This is a genomic window from Paraburkholderia phenazinium, from assembly GCF_900100735.1.
GTDB classification, from domain to species: domain Bacteria; phylum Pseudomonadota; class Gammaproteobacteria; order Burkholderiales; family Burkholderiaceae; genus Paraburkholderia; species Paraburkholderia phenazinia.
The window spans coordinates 92,149-108,339 of the sequence record NZ_FNCJ01000014.1 but is presented as its reverse complement, the minus strand read 5'-3'; the positions used below and the strand labels follow the sequence as shown (position 1 = coordinate 108,339).

Below are 16,191 nucleotides of genomic sequence, written 5' to 3'. Positions count from 1 at the left end.
GATATCCAAGGCAACGAAAGCACCTTGTCCGTCCTGAATGAGGTCTTGCGATTCAGCGCGGAGTAAAGGAGCGAGGAGGCTAGATGGCGTCTGCAACAGTTACATGGAGTTTGACTCGCGTTACGCTGGTGGCGCTCATGGGCGCCTTGGCCGGCTGCAGCGACAGCGTTTCAGACAGCGATGTTCAATTCGTGATTGGCGCCATGCCGTCACAGTTCCAATCGTTTCGCATGTACCTCACCGCGCCCGAAAACGCTGCCCCGCTGGGCAGTTCCGTTCATGGGGCTGTGCAGCTTCAACAGGGCTGCGAGGCGATGATCCTTGCGCCGGGCGGACAGAAGCGCGAGACCGTGATCCTGGAGAGCCGCTCGGCCGCATCGTTCGATCTCGATGTCATCCGTACCGCAGACGGATGGAACGTGACCTCGGATGGCCTCGCGCCCCCTGGCAATAATCCCGTGGCGTTTCGCACCCAGCTCACCAGCTGCGTGAGTGCGATCGAGGATAAGTATCGGTCGGAGCCGGAGAAGGCGCCGTTTTCGGGGGAGATGGTGTTTAAGTGAGTGGCGCCGGAAAATGATTTCGCCGAAGAAGAAGGTCGTTTCGATGCCGATCGAGGCATAAATTGAGGGTGCGATCGCGGTGCATACGCTGGCTTCGTTACGCGAAAAGCTGATGCTGGAGTGGACCTATCACTCGAACGCCATTGAGGGCAACACGCTCACGCTGCGTGAGACGAAGGTCGTGCTCGAGGGCATCACAGTGGGCGGCAAGTCGCTGCGCGAGCACTTCGAGGCCACGAACCACCGCGACGCGATTCTCTACGTCGAGGAGATCGTCGCAAAGAACGAGGCGCTTAGCGAGTGGTACGACGGCGCTACCCAGATGCACCCGGTCGAACGTGCCGTCGAACTGCACACGCGCTTCGTCAAGATCCACCCGTTCATCGGCGGCAACGGCCGCACGGGCCGCTTGTTGCTCAACTTCGAGTTGATGAAAGCCGGTTACCCACCGGCGATCATCCAGAAAGAGGACAGGCTCGAGTATTACGATTCGCTGGACGAGGCCTGCGTGAGCGGCGATTACAGCAGCATCACGCAACTCGTGGCGAACTCGGTGCAGCGCTCGCTGGACACCTATCTGAGCGTGCTGCGCTTGCGCAACAACTAGCCAGCTCGCTCAGGCGCCGCCAGCGCCACCCCCCAACCCAGCCCGAAACTCGATCCGCCGGTTCCGCGCTCGCCCGTCGTTCGTATCGTTGGACGCAATCGGCTGATCCGGCCCAACGCCGGTTGTCGTCAACTGCTGCGACGGGATCCCCTTGGACACGAGATACCCCTTGACTGCATCCGCCCGCGCCTGGCTCAACGCGATATTCGAGGTGCGATTCCCCGAGTTATCGGTGTGCCCAATGATCTCGACGGTGTTATTGGTCATCTTCGACAGCACCGCCGCCATCTGATCGAGAATTCCCTTGCCCTGCGGCGTCAGCGTCGCGCTGCCGGTTTCGAACTCGATGGTCCGGTTGGCCAGCGTCTGGTCGAGCAGCCCCTGCTGCGAAGCGCTCACCCGCAGCCCGTTCTTGATCGTATAAGTCGGGTTCAGCGCGTTCGCCATGTCGCTCGCCAGTTGCTGGCGCTGCGCTTCGTTGTTCACTTCGCCCTTCACGTCCACCTGAGTACCGTCGATCTTCAACTGCCCCTTGCTGATCTGCTTCAACTGCGGCCCGATCAGCTTCTGCACGTTGGTGGCCCAGTTCGGCGGGGTGGCGACATCGCCCACCTCGATCTGATCGACCACATTACCGGCGCCATAGGTATCGCGCAGGCGCTGCAGCACCGCCGCCTTGGTGGCCTCGTCCGGCACCTTGCCGCCCACCACCACCTGACCCGGCGTGGCATTGGCCGGGGCGGGCATCTGCGTGACCGCTCCGGTGCCCGTGCCTGTGGCGATACCGCCAGCAGGCGCTGCGCCGCTTCCCGACGGCTGCGCCGGCAGAACGGTCGTATGAATCTGGGTGCCGCTGTTATCGACCGGCGTCACACTCGCGGGGCCGACGCTATCGGCAAACGCGCTAGCGCCGCCAAACGCGCCAGCGAGCAATGCCACCACGAGAGCCGTAGCCGGAATCAAGCGGCTCCGGCCCGCGTGGAGCGTCGTCAAACGATCAGGATTGCTTGGCATCGTCTCACTCCCCGGTAAACGCTTCGCGGAACGTGTCGATGCTGACGCGCAGCGACAGTTGCGGTTGATCGAGGTAACTGACGAGCTTGCTGATGCCATGGTCGTTTTGTGCGTGTTCGTCGATCCACTCGGGATCGTCGATATCGATGTTATGTGCTGCATAGGCCTGCGGGTCGACGACGCTGTGCAGCGTTTTCGCCGAGGCGCCGTTAAAGCCGATCACGAGCCTCTCGCGCTGCGCAATCGTGCCGATGAAAATCGCCAGTTCGAAATCGGCCCGTGCCACGAACGGTGCGATCAGTTCGAGCCAGAATGCGGCCACGAGGCTGCGGTAGAACGGATCGTTCGGCAGCGGCAAGGTCAGCCCGCGTTCGAGATGCGACGAGCCGCTGTTCATCACCGGCCGCAGCAGCGAACCGAGCGCCAGCATCGCGCCGCGCAGCCGCACGGGATGACCGTTGGCGAGCAGCATCTGTTCGAGACCGGCGAGGGTCTGGTGTTCGACGAAGTCGTTGAAGGTGCCGTCATGCGGATTGCCTGGGCCACCGCCGATTTCGATCGGCACCTGGGTTTCCCCAAGCGCCTGTAGCGCACCCGCAGGCTCGGCTTCGCCCAGCAGCGGCCGCATCTGCGCCGCAACCCGCGACCACAAGCGCGCAAACGCGAGCGGACTGCGCGCGAGGAAGGTCAGCGGCCGTTCGACTTCGAGCGCGGTCGCGGCAAGAAACGGAAAGCGCCGCGACGACTGATCGTGGCTCGCCATGATGTGGCCGGCAATCGCCAGCTTGCTGCGCGAACCGAGAAACGCAAAATGCAGCGGCCGGGCGTTTTCGTAGACGATCTTCCAGCGCGGATCGTCGGTCAGCATTTCCATCGCTTCGGCGATCCAGCGGTCGAGCGTTTGCAGCAACTGCGGGTTATGCGCGCTTTTGACGAAGTCGCCACGCGACGGAATCTTGCCGAAGTAGGCGATTTGCGCCTGTACGGTTTGCGTCATTGCGCACCCCCTGTGTTCGAGTCCGCAGTTACGGCGGTGTTTGGGCTCGCCTGCATCGAGGTGGAACCCGGCGCGCCGCCGGTACCCAGCGCGGGCCCGCCGCTGCCCGCCGCTGCACCGGCGGCCCCGGAGGCGCCGGTCTGCGTTGCATTCACCGAATTCGCCGCCGCGCTCACATCCGCCACCGAGGACGGCAGCTTGAGGCCGCGCAGGCTCTGCTGTTGCGGCGCATCGCCGGCTCCGCTCGACGGCTGCGAGGTGCTGATGATGCGCATGCTCACCGCCACGCTCACGTTGCCTTGCGTCCACGACAGATCGAACGTGCCGTCCGGCTGGCGTTTGCGCTGTGCCGAGTTGATCAGCTTCTCGAGACCGTAGCGGCCCGGCTCGTTGACGAGCTGGATCGTGCGGCCGTCGAAGGTGGTCGCGGACAGCGTCGCACCCGGCGAGCCGGACGGATTCGGCCAGACGAAGTTGGTCCACTGCGGCGGCGTGTTGCGGTAACGCAGTTGCTGGCCATCGATCGCCAAGGTGTATTCGGTCGTGCCGGTGCTCGGTTGCGGCAGGATCTGGAACACCGTCTGCGGTTCCGACGAGCCGCCCTGAGCCGCACCTGCTGCGCCGCCCGACAGCGGGGCCACCCAGCGTGCAAAGCCGCTGGTGAAGTCGGGCGTCAGCGCGAGGCCCATGTCACCCCACGTGCGTGCCGTCAGCGTATCGCCGCGGCGCACTGCGAGTGGCCCGAGCGTGGTGCCGACAAACTTCGCGACTGCGCCGTCCGGACCGAACACCTGAGCGATCTCATTGGCGCCGGCTTCGACCTTGGCGTCACCCGCGAACGGATACTTGTTGGCGAGCGAACTCTGGAACGGCTGATACACCTGCGCGTTCCACACCTTGTTGACTTCGACGCTGGCCGGCTGGATCACTACCGCGAACGCCTGCATCAGCGGGCGCACCAGCAGCGGGCGCAGCCCCTTGCGTTGCGAGTCGGTCAGGCCGGTGAGCATCTGCTCGTCGACGTACTTCAGCGAATCCGCCAGTTCCGAGCCGTTGCCGTCGAGCGTCTGCTGCATCAGCTGACGCGCGCCCGGTCCCGGGTCGCCCTGGTTCTTGATCACGTTAAAGCGGGTGCGGACTTTCGACAGCGTGTCCATATAGCCCTGCAGCATCGAGCCGTTGTCCTGCTTGACGACAATCCGCCCGAGGCCTGCGAACTCCTGGCCAATCGGTCCCATCGGCATGTCGACCGGGTTGCCGTTGATGTCGATGTTGGCCGTAACCGGCGCTGCCGGCGTATGCGAGAACCAGCGCGTGAACCAGCTCGTTACGCCGCTGGTCGCGCCCTTCACGGCGGCGCTGGCGAGCGACGGGTTATCCCACGAGGTCTGGTCGTAAGCGGTTTCGAGCACCTTGCGGATCGGCGAATCCTGCGGGTCGCCGAGGCGGTTCATGGCATCCACGGCCTGGTTGAAGGTGCCGAAATTCTGCACTGCAATGCCTTGCATGAACTTCTGCCAGTGCATCGCGTACTCGGTCTTGTACATCGCCACCAATGCTTTCTGGATCTGCTCCGGGCTGCCTTCGAGCGTCAGGTCGTCATGCGCCGAGGTGTTGAGCACCCAGTCCTTGGCCTGCAGTTCCTTGGTCGCGGCATCGCGAATCGCCGGCTGCACGTACTGGAACCATGCGTCACGCGTGAACGTGCCGGGGATCGCATAGCTGCCGGCAATCAGGCCGGTATTGTTGTCGCCGACAATGCGGGCGATCGTCATCGGCGCGAAGCGGGTCGAGGCACGCGCCTTGATTTCTTCGTAGACGCGTTGGCGAGCCGGCATGCCGCGAACCACGCGGCGCAGATTCTCGCGCGTCTGATCCACCAGCGAGAGGTTCTGGTCGATCATCGGCCAGTCGTCATCCGAGACGCGCGACAGGTAGAACGTAATCATGCGCTCGGCGCTGCGAATCATCTCGTCGCGCGGCATGTTGCCCCGGTTGGTTTCGAGCCAGCCGCGCCAGAAGCGGGCCACCTGATCGGTCAGGTGGGCCGTTTCGACATGGCGCTTGTCGCCGAGCATCAGGTAGGTCTTGAGCGCGTTGTAGGCGTCTTCCACGTTAGTGGGGGAGGCGTCGCTATACAGGCCGCCCTGGCTCGTGGCGACCATCGCGGACGGACGCGACGACACGGGAATCGCCCCCGAGTCCGGCGTACGCGTCATCGGCGCGAGCTGGTCCGGATGTGCGTTGACGTCTTTCAGGAAGCCTTCGAGGTTCTGCGCGACCGGGTCCAGCATGATCTGGCGCACCCCGTTGTAGTACTCGGTCAGCAAATGCTGCTCGAGACGGTCACCCTGATAGAGGCCGAGCGAAACCGCCAGCGGCCGCTCGCGGCGGAACTGCTCGAGCTGGTCGATGCGGTCTTCGAGGATATCCATGGCCTGCAGGCGAGATTGCAGGTCGTTGCGGTTCTGCTGCAGGCGCACCACGTTGTCGAGGTCGGCCTGCACGTTCGAGGTGAGCTGCTGATTATTGACCGTCGACCAGGTCCAGCCGCCGAGCGCCAGCGCGAGCGCGGCGACAAAGCCGAAGAACGTTGCATAACGCATACGTGTCTTGGCCGGGCTGGCAAACTGTTTGACCGTCTGACGGTCAGCAAAAATGACCTTGGAGAAGAGGTCACGCAGGAAGAAGCCGTTCTTCGAGAAGGCGCTTTGCGGTTTGGGCAGACTGCTGCCATCGAGGCCGAAGCGGGTGGCGATGCGCTGCGCAGCGGCGCTATTGGTTTCGCCTTCCTGCAGCGCGCTCGTGAAGTAGAAGCCGCGGAAAATCGGCTTGTACTGGAACGGGTTGGTTTCGAACAGCGTGGCGAGGAACGAGCGCAGCGCCGGCTTGATGGTCGAGAACTCGAGCGGGAAGCTCAGTTGCCCCGGCGACAGTTTGTTGCCGCGGTTGATCGACATCTGCGCGACGCTGATTTCCTTCAGGCCGTCGTACAGCTCTTCGAAACGTTCGTCGAACAGCGCCACTACATCGCGCTTCTCGTCCGGCTCGTAGGGTAGGGTGGCGCCCCACACGCGGTCGTACTCGTGGCGCTCGCTGCCGCTGAAGAATTCGGTGAAGCCCGTGATCAGGTCGGTCTTCGTGAACATCACGTACACCGGGGCGAACACTTCGAGCTTCTCGGTCAGTTCCTGGACCCGCTGGCGCAGGTTCTTCGCCAGATTAATGGCAAATTCCGGCTTGCTGCCGGTCAGCTCGGCGATGCTCGCCGTGACGATGATGCCGTTGATCGGCGCCTTCGGACGGTGGCGCTTGAGCAGGCTGAGGAAGCCCAGCCATTCCGTGCGGTCTTCCTCATGCACCGAGTAACGGCCTGCGGTGTCGAGCAGAATGCCTTCGGTAGTGAAGAACCAGTCGCAGTTACGCGTGCCGCCAATGCCGTGAATCACCGCGTTGTTCTTGTCGGCGAACGGAAATTGCAAACCCGAGTTCAGCACCGCGCTGCTCTTGCCCGCCGCCGGGTTGCCGATCACGATGTACCACGGCAGCTCGTACAGGGCCGCGCCGCCCGAGACCTGGCCGATCTTCGAGGTCTTGATCGTCTTCACCGCGTCGACCAGACGGGTGCGCAGGGCGTCCAGCTCGGCCTGGCGGGCCGGTGTGGCGGCGCTCGCCGTCTCGGTCTGCTTTTCGGCCTGCTGCTCGAGCATCTCGCCGAGCTTGCGGTTGGCGCGCCGCGCGGCGAGCTTGCGCACTAGCCAGATCAGAAACCACAAGGCCAGCACCGCGCCCAGCGCGGCGACGGCCCAGATCGGGTCGATCTGCAAGGTGTCGGCCGCGATGAACAGCACGGCGGCTAGCGCGATCACCCCGATGATCGAGAGCGTGCGAGAGTGGGTCAACCCATTGAGGAAGCGTTGCATAGGCCGTTCAGGTCTGGATGTTATGGGTAGCGTGTGGAAGGACGATCAGCGCTGCGCGTTCGCGGGCGTCGGCATTCGGTTTTGTGTGGGTGTGATGCGGGCTGCAATGCGGGATGTGAGGGGGCCTGTAGCGAGGGCTGTAACGAAAAGCCCGCGCTGCCATGATCGGTCTTGTCGCCGAGAAGAATAAATGAACGCCCCATGCAAACCTCATTATTTGCCGCTTTGTGCCGCTTAATGCCGCCCGAGTACGAACCCAGGTTTGTGATATTCGACGTGCCCCAGATCCATCAATTTCCAGCGGCCTCCCCACACCAGGCCGCACTGTTCGGCGACCTGGCCGTATAACTGGTAGCCTCGCATGGCCCACGGATCTTTTTCTGTAATCACCAGCTTGCCGTCACGCAAAAACGCATTGTCCGCGGCTAGCCCGTATTGGTGATAGCTCTGAAACGCTGCGGCATTCGTGACGCCGCCCATTTGCGCCAGCCGGTTTTGCCGCTCCGGGCTGCGATAGCCTTCGAGTAAAGCCATTTCATAGCCGTATTGTTCGTGCATGATTTTGTAAACGAGCAATAAACGGGTTCTGAAGTCGGCATCAAGCAAATTCCAGTCGCGGCTTGCATCTTGTAGCGCGGGACGAACCTGCTCCACTTCCTGGGTTGCAAATACCTCGGGCGGCAATGCGGGCGGCGGGACGAGCTGCTCGCCGTTCAGTAGCGCGGCAATTTTCTCGTCGGGAACCCGTACTGTATCGTCGTATTGGAAAAACTGACGACCGCGCAATGCGATCGCCACCAATGGCGGCGTCGCAAGAATACCTGTCGTCGTTAAAATCAGCAAGCGTCGCTTTACCAGTAAATTTTGCATATCGACTACTGTCGATTGCGAAATTTTTGCCGAGCGGCTTAATTGCCCGCGCGCACGTGCTGCACCATAAGATGCATTTCGCATAAATCGGGCTTGCAAATCCCGCACAATTGTCAATATTGAGGATCGCACAGGCGGCAATAGCAGCATGGCTGCGATCAGCACCGCGATGGCGAAATAAGCGACGAGTACAACGGCAATCAATGGTGACCCCGGAAAATTGGAAACAATTGTATTTTGTAATGCTTGCTCTTAGAATCAGGCCTGCTCGAAGACGAGCCGAAACGGTATTATCACGGCGAAATAAACCAGGATTCAATGAGAGAGTGAATGAGTGCGCCGGACAGCTCGAATTCCAAAGCCCCACCTAGCCTGCTAGCCGATACGGCACAAGGCTCACAAGCCAATGGCTCGCGGATTCTCGCGAACCTCGAAGGCCGCGTTGCCCCGCCTGCCGAGAAGCCGCGCCGTTCGAAGGCGCCTGCGGTGCTGGTGGCGTTGCTCGTGGTCGCCGTAGGCGGCTGGGGTGCGTGGCACCTGCAGCAGCGCGCCAGTGGCGAGCATGCTGAAGTGGCCGCGTCGCCGGCTCCCGAAGCTACGCAGACAGCCGCGTCGGCCGCAGGCGCCAGTTCTGCCGAGGCGTCGGCGAAAGCCGCGCCTGTGCAGGGCGCCTCCGCATCGCAAGCGGCAACCATCGTGACGGACGACACTAATAACAAGGATACCAAACCATCTACAGAAGCGGCTGCCTCGGCGGCCGGTGGCATCGACGACAACCGCCTGTCGCGGGCGCTCGCGAATGGCGCCGAGGTGAGCGGCGCGTCGGCGCCGGTAGCTGAAGCGGCCAGCAACGCAAAGCCGGCTGCCACGACAGCCAGCAACGCGCATCACGAGCGCGAAACGGCGGCGCGTTCGAAGCACGAGGCGGCGAGCAATCGTCACGCCAGTGCTACGGCGGTTGCGCAGAGCAAGAAGGACAAGCAGCAGACGGCGCATAAGGCCGCTGGCGCGAAGGACGATCCGGATGCGGATCTTCTGGCGGCGCTGGTCGCACGCACCAAGCCGGCGAACCCGAAGGGCGATACGACCAAGGTCAGCGCTGCGGCGAATCCGGGAGATCCGAAGCTTGCTGAGCGGGTGAAGGAGTGCGGCACGCGTGGTTTCTTCGAAGACCAGTTGTGCCGCTGGCGCGTGTGCGACGGTCACTGGGGCAAGGATCCCGCCTGCCAGGGTGCGCCCACACCGGCGAAGGAGCCGTAAGGCTGCAGCCTCACGATGCAGGCATTAGCCGGTTGGGGGTAGGCGGCGGTTCTCAGCAGTTATCTGAGGATGCGCCGCCGGCCTCCAACCGGCTCGCTACACCCGCTGCAGGCTCTCAAGCCGGATGCAAGCCGCGTAACAACTGCCGCACCCGCGACAGATCCTGGTCGACGTTTTCGGCCTGCTCGAACAGTACCGCCAGCCAGTCGACGAAAGCCCGCACCCGTGGCGAGACGACCCGGTTCTTCACGTACGCCACCGAAACCGTCATCGGCATCGGCTTCCATTGCGGCAGGATTTCCCGTAGTTGCCCCGAATCGAGGTACGGTTGCGCCGCGATGCGCGCCGGCTGGATCAGCCCGAGTCCTTGCAAGCCGCAGGTGAGGTAAGCCTGCTCGTCGCTGACCTTGACGAAGCCATTCACCTTCACGTTGAGCGCGCTGCCGCCGATTTCGAAATCGAAGTCCACCGTGCGTCCGTTATGCGGCGACAGGCAGTTGACCGCAACGTGCCGCGCGAGGTCGTCCAGATCTTGCGGCATGCCATAGCGTTCCAGATAGTCCGGGCTTGCGCACGTCACGTGTTCGAGCGTGCCGAGCCGGCGCGCCACGAGACCCGAGTCGGGCAACTCGCCAAGCTGGATGCTGCAGTCCACCGCTTCGCCGACCAGATCGACCGCGCGGTTGCTGACGCCAATCGCGAGGTCGATGTTCGGATACAACTCATGAAAATCGTCGAGTGCCGGTAACACCAGTGCAGTTGCCACCGCGCCTGGCATTTCGACGCGCAGGCGGCCGCTCAGGTTGTCGGTGGAGTGGCGCAGGCTTGCTTCCATCTCGTCGATGTCGGCGAGAATCTGCGCGCAACGTTCGTAGTACGCAGCACCTTCCGGCGTCAGGCTGAGGCGGCGCGTGGTACGCACCAGCAAAGCCGTGCCGAGCATGGCTTCGAGATTCTGAACTATCGTCGTCGCCGTGGCGCGCGGCATGTCGAGCGATTGCGCGGCGCGTGTGAAGCTATTGGTATCGACGATACGGATAAAAGTGCGCATCGCCTGAATACGGTCAATCACGGGCAATCTCCTATGCAAACGGGACAATCCGAATAAAGGACGTACAGCCGACGTGCCTTGTCCCGTTGGGAAGGCGCGTCGGCAGACGATGCGAGGCGGGAGCAGGGCAGGCCGCCGCAGGGGGCGCGGCCTGTGCATCACGCGTGGCGGGTGTTGAACCCGCCGGCGTGACGACCTGTGGAACTACCGGGGTGAAGCCTGGAGTAAAACGACCGGCAGTTACTTCCGGAGCGAGTCGAGGTCGATCACAAAGCGATACTTCACATCGCTCTTCAACATCCGCTCATACGCATCGTTAATCTGTTGCATCGGAATCAGTTCGATATCCGATGTAATGCCGTGCTCGCCGCAGAAATCGAGCATTTCCTGAGTTTCAGCAATGCCGCCGATCAGCGAGCCCGCCAGACGGCGGCGCTTCATGATCAGGTTGAACACCTGCGGCGACGGGTGATCGTGTTCCGGCGCGCCGACCAGCGTCATCGTGCCGTCCCGGCGCAGCAGGTTCAGGAACGGGTTGAGGTCGTGCTGGGCTGCTACGGTATTGATGATCAAGTCGAAGCTGTTCGCATGTGCTTCCATCTCTTGCGGATTCTTCGAAATCACCACCTCGTGGGCGCCGAGGCGCTTCGCATCTTCGATCTTCGACTGCGAGGTCGTGAACAGCACGACGTGCGCGCCCATTGCACGAGCGAGCTTCACGCCCATGTGGCCGAGACCGCCCAGGCCGACGATGCCGACCTTCTTGCCGGGACCGGCGCCCCATTGGCGCAGCGGCGAGTAGGTGGTAATGCCGGCGCACAGCAGCGGCGCCACACCAGCCGGATCGAGATTCTCCGGCACGCGCAGCACGAACGCTTCGTCGGCGACCAGTTGGGTCGAATAGCCGCCGAACGTGATGTCGCCGCTCACGCGGTCGACGCCGTTATAGGTGCCGACAAAGCCGTTTTCGCAATACTGTTCGAGACCTTCCGCGCAGCTCGGGCAGGTGCGGCACGAGTCGACCAGGCAGCCGACGCCGACGAGATCGCCGGCCTTATAGCGGGTCACATCGGAACCGACTGCCGTCACGCGGCCGACGATTTCGTGGCCCGGCACCACCGGATACACCGAGTTCTTCCATTCGTTGCGGGCCTGATGCAGATCCGAGTGGCAGACGCCGCAAAACAGCACTTCCAGTTGCACGTCATGGGCGCGCAGCTCGCGGCGCTGGAATTCAAATGGGGCGAGCTTTGACTGCGCATCGCTCGCAGCATAGGCATAAGTCGTGGTCATGAGTGCTCCTGCAAAAGAGGGGTTGCTTGAGGCGCCGCCGCAAGCGCGGGGCTTGCGTGGGCCTTCCGGATGTCAGCGCGGAAGTCGGGTGATCCGGCAGGGTTCCCATCGTAGGCGGCAGCCCATCCCTGGGGAATACCTGAATATCTCGAAGGTTTGCCTATTTCTCCTGGGTATGAGCGCTATAGGCCGTTTGATGCTAAATTTCAAGCCTTATTCTCTGCCGCACCGATAGGCATTGTCATGCAAACGACTCATTCACCCCGTCCCCCCATCAGTGTGGCTCAGCAGCACATGGTCGAACTGTTCGACATTCTTGCGCCGTCCGAAGGCTTTACGCCGTCGTGTCTGGAGGGCGTCAAGCTCATGCGTGCGAGCCGGCCTATGCCGCGCAGGCCGGTGCTCTACGAGCCGAGCATCGTGATTGTTTGCCAGGGCCGCAAGCGCGGTTATCTGGGCGAGCAGACTTACCTGTACGACGCGCAGCAGTATCTGGTGTTGTCGGTGCCGCTGCCGTTCGAGTGCGAAACCGAGGCAAGCGAGGAAGAGCCGTTTCTGGGCATCTCGGTGCAGGTCGACCTGACGGTGGTCGCGGAGTTGCTGATGGCCCTGAACGAAACTCATGGCGCCGCGCATACCGAGCCACGCGGCATTTATTCCACGCCGCTGGATCCGGTCATGAGCAGTGCGGTGCAGCGCCTGCTCGAGGCACTGGCTTCGCCGCTCGATGCGAAGATTCTCGCGCCGGGCATCATGCGCGAGATCTGCTATCGCGTGCTGACCGGCGAGCAGGGCGATGCGATTCGCGCGGCGCTCACGCATCAGCATCACTTCGGCCGCATTGCCAAGGCATTGCGGCGCATTCATGCGGATTATCAGGGCGACCTCGACGTGGATACGCTCGCGCGCGAGGCTGGGATGAGCCTCGCGGTGTTTCACTCGCAGTTCAAGGGCGTGACGTCGACCTCGCCGATGCAATACGTGAAGACCACCCGGCTGCATCATGCGCGGCTTCTGATGGTGCAGGACGGTTTGAATGCGGGCGCGGCGGCGGCGCGGGTCGGTTATGAGAGCGCGTCGCAGTTCAGCCGCGAGTTCAAGCGGCTGTTCGGGCTGAGTCCCGTGGACGAAGTCAAGCGCATGCGCGCGGCGTTCGATCCAGCGCCGCCGCGCGTCGTGCCGCTAGCGCCGAAGTATGTGACCGCGGTTTGAAGGCGCTGCGGCGATGCGGTTTGGGTAGAAACGGCTCGCACGGAGTGGCTGCGGGATGGCGTGGCAGCTGGCCCGTGCTTGGGGCCTCGCCTAACCTTTATGCCTTGCGAAGATAGCAGGCCTTCAGCATGAAGTTACCCGCATCCATCTTGCAGTCCACCTCGTGATCTCCGCCCACGAGGCGAATGCTTTTGACCTTGGTGCCCATCTTAAGGGTGATCGACGAGCCTTTGACTTTCAGGTCTTTGATCAGCACTACGGCATCGCCGTCGGCGAGTACGTTGCCATTGGCGTCCTTGACCACCGCGTTGTCGGCGTCATCGGCTGGTGCCGCGGCCACCATTGGCCACTCATGTCCGCAATCGGGGCAGATGTACTGCTCGCCGTCCGGGTAGGTATTTTCCATGGCGCATTGAGGGCAGGCGGGGACGGCAGACATGATTTCTTCCAGAAAGCGGTGAACGCGGGGTCCGCGAGTATAGCGGACGCTTGCAGCCGTGCCGGTTGCGCGATGCGTTCGCATGATTCAGCGCAAGACCGGTAACGCCGATACCGGGATGACTGCGCAACTGGTTAGCCTTTAAGCACACGACTAGGATGGTGCGACTCACCCTGCCTGGAGACACGAAACATGAAGCGCTTCCACATTGCTCTTGCCGTTGCCGATCTCACCGCATCGATTGCCGACTATAGCGAGCGTCTCGGCCAGCCGCCCAGCGCGGTCGTGCCCGGCCTCTATGCGATGTGGCGCACCGATCTGCTCAATTTCTCCATCAACGAGACGCCGGAGAAAGCGGGGCAGCTCCGGCATGTCGGTTTCGAGGACGATAGCGCGCAAGGCTATTCCAGCAGCGTGGACGTCAACGGTCTCGAATGGGAGCTGTTCCCGGTGCAGGAACAGCACCGTCGGATCGTCAGCAGCTATGGCAAGGCGGTGCTCACAACAGATTGACCTTGCCGGTGGCCAGATCGTAAATGCCGCCGACCACTTTTACTTTGCCCTCCTTCACATAGCCGCCGATGATCGGCTTCGATACGCTCAGGCGATTGGCATTGAGCCGCACGTTTTCGACGGTCGCGCTGGCTTTCAGGTCGGCATCGCCGTGCAATTGGGCGATCGCCACCGCGGGCTTGATCGAGCGCACCAGGTCGGGCAGATGACCGGGCAGCACGACGCCTTTCTGAATCGCGTCGACGGTGGCGCTGACCGCCCCGCAGTTGGTATGGCCGAGCACCACGATGAGCGGCACCTGCAGAAACTTCACGCCGTACTCGAGACTCGCGAGTCCGTCCTCATTGACGAAGTTGCCGGCCACTCGCACCACGAAGAGATTGCCCGGCTCCTGATCGAAGGCCAGTTCCGGGGAGACACGCGAGTCCGCACAACCTACGATTGCGGCGATCGGATACTGCGCTGTGACGCGGCTCGCACGGCCTGCCGAGTAGTCCTTGTTGGCTGGCGCATTGGCCACGTAGCGCGCATTACCGTCCATCAGACGCGTGAGCGCCTCGGCTGGGGCAATCGCGTTCGGGGCATTGGCGTCGGCGGGTTCGGCGGCATCCGCTTCGCCCGTCGCGAAGCGAGCCAGTGTCAGCGACGCAGCACCCGCCAGCAACAACTGGCGGCGTGCCGCGGACGGCAGAAGAGGGGCGCACATGATTCGTCTCCTTGCGGGAAGGATTACGTTGTTCACGCGACGCAGGGAACCAGAGCGCGGATGAGCCGTCGCGCGAGCCCACCCGGCCAGCCAGGTGTCAGTCGTTCAGGCCAGCCGGCCCCTGGTTCGCGTAGTGTGCGCGCTTTTCTTCGTACATGAGCAGGTCGGCCCGTTGCACGGCGGCTTCGAGCCGTTCGCCCTGCTGACAGGTCGCTGCGGCCATCGAAAAACTCAGCAGCGAACCAGGGTAGAACTGATTGTTGAGTTCGACCAGTTGGCGGATCGTCTCGATCATCGCCGCGCCGCCGCGCTCGTCGGTGCTGGGCATCAGGATCGCGAATTCGTCGCCGCCGATGCGCGCGGCGTGAAACGGCGACTCCATCGCCTTGGCCAGCACTTCGCCGGCGCGCCGCAAGAGCGCATCGCCTGCGGCATGGCCGAGCTGGTCGTTGATGCGTTTCAGGCCGTTCAGGTCCGCCATGATGACGGTGACCGGGTACGGGCCTTTGCGTTCGAGGCGGTTCAGCTCGTCGACGTAGAACGAGCGGTTGCGCAGCTTGGTCAGCACGTCGTGCTTGCCGAGAAACTCCAGGTAGGCCTCGGCTTTCTTGCGCGCTGTGATATCGGTGAGCGCCACCAGCACCAGGTCCCAATCGCGCTCATGTTCCGGCAGCACGGAAAACTGCAGATGGACGTGCACCTCGCTGCCGTCCAGCGAGTAATTGAGGACTTCGCGTTGCTGGAACAGTTTGCCGTCCCATAGATCGATGAGCTGCTCGCGGAAATGCGGCCGCATGTCGTCGCGGAACACTTCGGGCAAGCGCGCCAGCAGCGTTGGCTTGTTCGGCGCCGCAAACATGTCGAGCGTGTGGCGGTTGACGTCGAGGACGTGAATTTCCTGCATGCAGCGCTCGACGAACTCGGGGTGCACGTCGGTAAAGGTGCGGAAATCCACGATGCCGGCGGCTCTTGCGTCGTTCAGCAGGCGTTTGACCGCGCTGAAATCCTCGACCCACAGCGACACCGGCGAGTCTTCGAACAGGCCGCGCGCATAGGCTTCGGCGTGGGCGAGGCGATGCCGCGCGCCTTCCAGTTCGGTCACGTCTTCCAGCGACACCAGCACCCGGTCCCAGCGCGCTTCGTGTCCCGGCAGCACGGCGCCCTTGAGAAGGACGTCGAGCCGCCGCCCGCCGAGCGTGTAATTGACCGTCTGGCTCATGAAGCTGCTCTGGCCGGACCACAGCTGGCAGAGTTCCTCGAGGTGCGTAATCAGCATGTCGTCGCGGAACACGGCGCCGAGATTGGCGGTCAGCGTGGCGAGACTATCCGCCTCGAATAGCGTCAGGGTCTTGCGGTTGACCTTGATGACCCCGATGCTGTGCGCGCATTCGGCGACCCGCTCGGGATGATCCCTGAAATGCGCGCGCAGATCGGTCACACCTTCGGCGCGCCAGGTATCGAATAGCGCCCGCACACCGCTAAAGTCTTCGAGCCACAGCGAAACGGGGGCGAGCTCGAACATCTGCGAGTCGTCGCTGGAGGGGGCTTCGTTGCGAGGTTTGTCGGGCGCGCTAAGGGTATCCAGCATGACGAATCCGTAAACGAGAGTGCGGCTATTCTAAGACGCCTTGGCTTGTGGAGCAGCTTCAATAAGGATTGCGGCAGGCCAGGGGCGAACTTGAGCCGGCTGGCGCTTTCCTCAGCGCCGGCCGGAGCCCGTCTGCACCGCTCCGGCAGTCTTGT

The 16,191-nt window shown here is 62.9% G+C and carries 14 protein-coding genes; 5 read left to right on the top strand and 9 right to left on the bottom strand.

The window, feature by feature from the left end; all coding sequences use genetic code 11:
• Window positions 1-83: 83 nt before the first annotated feature.
• Both BLQ92_RS26790 and BLQ92_RS26785 read left to right on the top strand, forming a co-directional pair.
• Window positions 84-563, top strand: a complete 480-nt coding sequence (locus BLQ92_RS26790; protein WP_176072123.1) for a hypothetical protein — start codon at window positions 84-86, stop codon at window positions 561-563.
• A gap of 79 nt (window positions 564-642) precedes the next feature.
• Window positions 643-1,170 (top strand): Fic family protein, encoded by a 528-nt coding sequence (locus BLQ92_RS26785; RefSeq protein WP_244106254.1) that lies wholly within the window; start codon window positions 643-645, stop codon window positions 1,168-1,170.
• Between the two features lie 9 nt (window positions 1,171-1,179).
• On the opposite strand, the gene BLQ92_RS26780 is transcribed toward BLQ92_RS26785, so the two are convergent.
• From BLQ92_RS26780 to BLQ92_RS26765, 4 genes are all read right to left on the bottom strand, one after another.
• Window positions 1,180-2,184, bottom strand: a complete 1,005-nt coding sequence (locus BLQ92_RS26780; protein ID WP_090688779.1) for an OmpA family protein — start codon at window positions 2,182-2,184, stop codon at window positions 1,180-1,182.
• Between the two features lie 4 nt (window positions 2,185-2,188).
• Window positions 2,189-3,181: a type VI secretion system-associated protein TagF gene (gene tagF, locus BLQ92_RS26775; protein ID WP_090688775.1), complete on the bottom strand. Its 993-nt coding sequence runs from the start codon at window positions 3,179-3,181 to the stop codon at window positions 2,189-2,191.
• On the bottom strand, window positions 3,178-7,104 hold the full coding sequence (gene tssM / locus BLQ92_RS26770) for a type VI secretion system membrane subunit TssM (RefSeq protein WP_090688772.1): 3,927 nt from the start codon (window positions 7,102-7,104) through the stop codon (window positions 3,178-3,180). The genes tagF and tssM overlap by 4 nt, the downstream gene beginning before the upstream one ends.
• Before the next feature lie 234 nt (window positions 7,105-7,338).
• Window positions 7,339-8,178 carry a M15 family metallopeptidase gene (locus BLQ92_RS26765; protein ID WP_090688770.1) on the bottom strand — a complete coding sequence of 280 codons (840 nt, stop codon included), beginning with the start codon at window positions 8,176-8,178 and terminating at the stop codon, window positions 7,339-7,341.
• A 126-nt stretch (window positions 8,179-8,304) separates the two neighbouring features.
• Between BLQ92_RS26765 and BLQ92_RS26760 the strand changes: the two genes are divergently transcribed.
• Entirely contained in the window at window positions 8,305-9,234 is a 930-nt protein-coding gene (locus BLQ92_RS26760) for a hypothetical protein (RefSeq protein ID WP_090688767.1), read from the top strand.
• A gap of 115 nt (window positions 9,235-9,349) precedes the next feature.
• Here the strand turns inward: BLQ92_RS26760 and BLQ92_RS26755 are convergent, their stop codons facing one another.
• Both BLQ92_RS26755 and BLQ92_RS26750 read right to left on the bottom strand, forming a co-directional pair.
• Window positions 9,350-10,306, bottom strand: a complete 957-nt coding sequence (locus BLQ92_RS26755) for a LysR family transcriptional regulator (RefSeq protein ID WP_143016672.1) — start codon at window positions 10,304-10,306, stop codon at window positions 9,350-9,352.
• Between the two features lie 219 nt (window positions 10,307-10,525).
• Entirely contained in the window at window positions 10,526-11,578 is a 1,053-nt protein-coding gene (locus BLQ92_RS26750) for an NAD(P)-dependent alcohol dehydrogenase (RefSeq protein WP_090688766.1), read from the bottom strand.
• Between the two features lie 243 nt (window positions 11,579-11,821).
• Between BLQ92_RS26750 and BLQ92_RS26745 the strand changes: the two genes are divergently transcribed.
• On the top strand, window positions 11,822-12,790 hold the full coding sequence (locus BLQ92_RS26745) for an AraC family transcriptional regulator (RefSeq protein ID WP_090688763.1): 969 nt from the start codon (window positions 11,822-11,824) through the stop codon (window positions 12,788-12,790).
• A gap of 97 nt (window positions 12,791-12,887) precedes the next feature.
• Here the strand turns inward: BLQ92_RS26745 and BLQ92_RS26740 are convergent, their stop codons facing one another.
• A complete protein-coding gene (locus BLQ92_RS26740; RefSeq protein ID WP_090688760.1) occupies window positions 12,888-13,229 on the bottom strand; it encodes a zinc ribbon domain-containing protein YjdM in 342 nt (113 codons plus the stop codon).
• A 192-nt stretch (window positions 13,230-13,421) separates the two neighbouring features.
• On the opposite strand from BLQ92_RS26740, the gene BLQ92_RS26735 reads away from it, so the two are divergent.
• Entirely contained in the window at window positions 13,422-13,742 is a 321-nt protein-coding gene (locus BLQ92_RS26735) for a VOC family protein (protein ID WP_090688758.1), read from the top strand.
• Here the strand turns inward: BLQ92_RS26735 and BLQ92_RS26730 are convergent.
• Together BLQ92_RS26730 and BLQ92_RS26725 are read right to left on the bottom strand one after the other, a co-directional pair.
• The gene (locus tag BLQ92_RS26730; RefSeq protein WP_090688756.1) at window positions 13,729-14,448 is read right to left on the bottom strand and encodes a carbonic anhydrase; all 720 of its coding nucleotides are present in this window, start codon (window positions 14,446-14,448) and stop codon (window positions 13,729-13,731) included. The two genes, BLQ92_RS26735 and BLQ92_RS26730, sit on opposite strands and share 14 nt — an antisense overlap.
• Window positions 14,449-14,545: 97 nt before the next feature.
• Window positions 14,546-16,036, bottom strand: coding sequence for a sensor domain-containing diguanylate cyclase (locus tag BLQ92_RS26725; protein WP_090688753.1), 1,491 nt, complete (start codon window positions 16,034-16,036; stop codon window positions 14,546-14,548).
• Between the last annotated feature and the right edge of the window lie 155 nt (window positions 16,037-16,191).